Below are 4,270 nucleotides of genomic sequence, written 5' to 3'. Positions count from 1 at the left end.
GCTGTCGTGAAAGTCGGTCGGGGTGGAATCGGCTTCTACTGGTACGTGAGCGCCCTGTGCCTGGTGGCACTGATCATCAGCCTGCGGATGCCCGACCCGCAGCGTGATGGTCACCTCAAGGGCGATGTCGCCATGAACCCCGATGAGGCCCACGACGAGCTGGAGGGCGGCAAGCTGCACAAGCCCGCTTGATCCGGTGCTGTGGCAACAGGACGCGCCGGCCTTGCCGCTCGCGTTATCATGATGCCTTCTGCGCGGCGCCCTGCGGGGCGCCGCGTTGCTTTGATTCCCAAGAATGCATGAGAGTCCGACGTAATCTGCTGATCCTGACGGTATTGGTTGCCACCACCTTGCTGGTGTGCGGCCTCACCTATCGCCTGGCCCTGGGCCGGGCCGAGGTCGACCAGCAGGCCCAGGGTGCGGCGCAATTGCAGATCGCCGCATTGGACCTGGAATCGAGCCTGCAGAAGTATGAAGCCCTGCCTTTCGCACTGGGCTTCCAGTCCGATGTGCGCCAGGTCTTGCAGCATCCTGAGGATGCGCTGGCGGTGGACCGCCTCAATCGCGCCTTCAAGACCATCCAGCAGCAATCGCGGGCGGTCAATATCTTCATGCTCAATCGCCACGGACTGACGCTGGCTTCCAGCAACTGGGATGATGAATTCAGTTTCGTTGGCCGCGATTTCGGTTTCCGGCCTTATTTCCGCGAGGCGATCCAGGGCCGGGCCGGGCGTTTCTATGGCATCGGCAATATCTCCAGCGAACCGGGCTATTTCATCGCCCAGCCGATCTACCGCCGTCAGGACCAGGCCGAGGGCGACTTGCCCATCGGCGTGATGGTGGTCAAGGTCGATCTGGCCGAGTTCGAACACACCTGGCGCAGCAGCAGCGATCCGATCACGCTCACCGATGCCGGCGGCGTGGTGTTCCTGAGCAATCGTCCCGAGTGGAAGTACCACAGCCTGCAAGCCCTGAGCGCGCCGGTGCAGCGTGAGCTGGAGGGCACCCATCAATATGCGGACCTGCCCATCACCCCGGTGTCGGCCTTGCCTGCGGCCTTGCAGCGTGGCTTCGGGACGCACGTCTCGCGGCCAGTGGGGCGGCTGGGCTGGCAATTGATGCTGTTTCCCTCGCAGGCGCAGATGCAGCGCACGGCCCTGCTGTGGGCGCTGGCGGCGGCCTTGTTCATGCTGGCGCTGGCCATTTCGCTGTTGGCCTGGTACCAGCACCGGCGTCGCCTGCAGGAGCGGCTGGCCTCGCGCGATGCACTGCGCCGCGCCGCCCAGGAGCTGGACCAGAAAATCGCCCAGCGCACCGAAGAACTGACCGCCGCCAACCAGGCCATCGCCGCCAAGTATGCCAAGTTGCAGCAGACCGAAAGCCTGCTGCGCACCACCCAGAACGAGCTGGTGCAGGCCGGCAAGCTGGCCATGCTGGGCCAGATGGCAGCCGGCGTGACGCATGAACTGAACCAGCCGCTGGCGGCCATCCGCGCCTTTGCCGACAATTCGCTCAAGTTCCTGGCGCGTGGCCAGACGGTGCAGGTGGCCGAGAACCTGGAACACATCAGCCACGCCAGCGCCAGCATGGGCAAGATCATCGGCCAGTTGAAGGGCTTTGCCCGCAAGAGTGGCGAGGCGGTGGCCGCGGTCGACCTGCGCCAGTCCATCGAGGCCTCGGTGCTGCTGCTGTCCAGCGACTTTCAGAAGCAGGGCGTGCAAGTGCGCATCGAGGGCGAGCCGGCCGTGCTGGTCATGGGTGACGCCGTGCGCACCGAGCAGGTGCTCATCAACCTCTTGCGCAATGCCCTGGATGCGGTGGAAGAGGCGCCGCGCAAGTGCATCTGCGTGTTGCTGCAAGCCGATCCGCTCCGCCAGCAGGCGCTGGTGAGCATCCGCGACTCGGGCCCCGGCATTGCCGACGAAGTGGCGCCGCACCTGTTCGAACCCTTCTTTACAACCAAGTCGTCCAGCAAGGGGCTAGGGTTGGGGCTGGCGATTTCCTCCTCCATCGTGCAAGCCATGAATGGTCAGTTGAGCGCGCATAATCATGAACAAGGAGGCGCCGAATTCGTGGTGCGCCTGCCGCTGTTGAAGACGGAGAATTGATGGATACACCCGCCGCTGCCCCCAGCGCCATCCTGATCGAAGATGAACAGGCGGTGCGCCGCGCCACCGCCCAGGCATTGGAACTGGAAGGGTTCACGGTGACCGCCTGCGCCAGTGCAGAAGAGGCCTTGCCGCTGTTGACCCGGGATTTTCCGGGCGTGCTGGTGACCGATGTGCGCTTGCCTGGCTGGTCGGGTTTGCAGGTGCTGGCCCATGTGGTGGCCATCGATGCCGACTTGCCGGTGATCGTGGTCACCGGCCATGGCGACGTCGGCATGGCGGTGGAGGCCATGCGCGCCGGCGCCTACGATTTCGTGGAAAAGCCCTTCGGCTCCGACAGCCTGCTCGAGATCGCCTTGCGCGCCCAGGAAAAGCGCAGCCTGGTACTGGAAAACCGCCGCCTGCGCGAAGCCTGGGCACAAGACCCGGAGCTGCCACCGCTGGTGGGCCAGTCACCGCCCATCGAGCGCGTGCGCACCCTCATCCGTAGCCTGGGGCCGACCGATGTCGATGTCCTCATCAATGGCCAGACCGGCAGCGGCAAGGAAGTGGTGGCGCGCCAATTGCACGCCGCCAGTGGCCGCAAAGGGCCGTTCGTGGCCTTGAATTGCGGGGCGCTGCCGGAGACGGTGTTCGAAAGTGAAATCTTCGGCCATGAAGCCGGCGCCTTCACCGGCGCCCAGAAACGCCGCATCGGCAAGCTGGAATATGCGCACGGCGGCACGCTGTTCCTGGATGAAATCGAGAGTATGCCGCTGGCCTTGCAGGTCAAGCTCTTGCGGGTGCTGCAGGAGCGCCGGCTGGAGCGGCTGGGCGGTAATGAATCGGTGGCCATCGATTGCCGCGTGGTGGCCGCCAGCAAGGCTGACCTGTTGAAGCTTTCGGGCCAGGGGCAGTTCCGGGAAGACCTGTATTACCGCATCGGCGTGGTCGCCATCGACCTGCCGGCGCTGCACCAGCGCAGCAGTGACATTCCCTTGTTGCTGGCGTATTTCTGCCAGGCCGCCGCAGTGCGCTACCGGCGCGAGGTACCGCCCTGGACGGCGGCGCAGATGCAGCAATGGCAGCAACGCGAGTGGCCCGGCAACGTGCGCGAATTGCGCAACTTCGCCGACCGCTGGGTGCTGGGGGTGGAGCAGATGGCTGGCACTGGCTTGCCCGTCGGGGCGCAGCCGGCCTTGCCGCTGCCGGAGCAGGTGGAGCAATTCGAGGCGGGACTGATTGCCGCTGCCCTCAAGGATAGCGAGGGTAGCGTGGCGCTGGCGGCCGAGCGGCTGGGGATTCCCAGGAAGACGCTCTACGACAAGATCCGCAAGTACCAACTGGCAGGCACCTGAGACGAAAAAACGCCGCTGCGAGGCTTGCCCGCAGCGGCGTTCTGTTTTGCATCACGTCATGGTCTTGCTGCCGGACTGTCGGCTCAGTCCTTCTGGTATTGCGGCGAACGCGGGCCGTACAGCAGGCCATTGTTGCCACCGGCACGCAGCAGACGATTGCTGGTGACGGCTGCCATCTTGTAGCTGGCGTCGGTGGTGGTACTGATGATCTGGTTGACCACCGCCGAGATCAGCACGCCCAGCAAGCCATTGCTCTGGCTCTGCCGCTGTTCGGCACTGGAGGCGCTGGCCGAGCCCTGCCACAGCGTCTTGCCCGAGCGCAGGTCGATCAGCTTGGCTTCTGCGGCCACCACCGTGTCGCTCTGCACCACCTTGTAGGAGGTGCCATAGTCGGTGATGTTGATGTACAGCGCCGCATCGGCGCCGAAGATCTCGTGCAGCTTCTTGACCGGCACCTCGTGGATGTCGGCAGCGTTGGCCAGGCCGTTCTGCTTGAAGGTCTCGGCGGCCAGCGACACCGGGATCACGTAGTAACCCGATTCGGCCAGCGGCAGCGTGGCTTGCGCCAACATGCCATAGGGTGCGATCACTTCGGAAGAACTGTTCATCGGCGGCAGTACCAGGATCGAGGCCGGACGCGCGGCCTTGTACTCGGCATAGTCATACGATTTTTTCTGGGTGGCGCAGCCGGAGGCCAGCAGTACCAGCAGCAGGGCGCCCAGCGCCTTGAATTTGCTCAAGCTCATTTGCTCAATCCCTTCTTGTAGTTGCGCATCAGGAAATCCATATACGGTGCCGATTCCGGGAACAGGGCCTTTCGGTCTG

3 protein-coding genes and 1 pseudogene are annotated in these 4,270 nt (G+C 64.4%); 3 read left to right on the top strand and 1 reads right to left on the bottom strand.

What is annotated here, in order from left to right; genetic code table 11:
- From I5W_RS29225 to I5W_RS00790, 3 genes and pseudogenes are all read left to right on the top strand, one after another.
- Nucleotides 1-192: pseudogene (locus I5W_RS29225) on the top strand (hypothetical protein); the annotation flags it as partial.
- Nucleotides 193-299: 107 nt separating this feature from the next.
- Nucleotides 300-2,108, top strand: coding sequence for a sensor histidine kinase (locus I5W_RS00795; protein WP_044527828.1), 1,809 nt, complete (start codon nt 300-302; stop codon nt 2,106-2,108).
- Nucleotides 2,108-3,445: a sigma-54-dependent transcriptional regulator gene (locus tag I5W_RS00790; protein ID WP_044527827.1), complete on the top strand. Its 1,338-nt coding sequence runs from the start codon at nt 2,108-2,110 to the stop codon at nt 3,443-3,445. The genes I5W_RS00795 and I5W_RS00790 overlap by 1 nt, the downstream gene beginning before the upstream one ends.
- An 83-nt stretch (nt 3,446-3,528) precedes the next feature.
- Here the strand turns inward: I5W_RS00790 and I5W_RS00785 are convergent, their stop codons facing one another.
- Complete coding sequence (locus I5W_RS00785; RefSeq protein WP_017453896.1) at nt 3,529-4,191, bottom strand: DUF799 domain-containing protein; 663 nt, start codon at nt 4,189-4,191, stop codon at nt 3,529-3,531.
- Nucleotides 4,192-4,270: the final 79 nt, after the last annotated feature.

Origin of the sequence: Herbaspirillum sp. B65, assembly GCF_000333555.1 — a bacterium.
Taxonomy (GTDB): Bacteria; Pseudomonadota; Gammaproteobacteria; order Burkholderiales; family Burkholderiaceae_D; genus Herbaspirillum; species Herbaspirillum rubrisubalbicans.
Note: the sequence above shows the minus strand (reverse complement) of the source record. Positions and strands in the feature narration are given on the sequence as shown.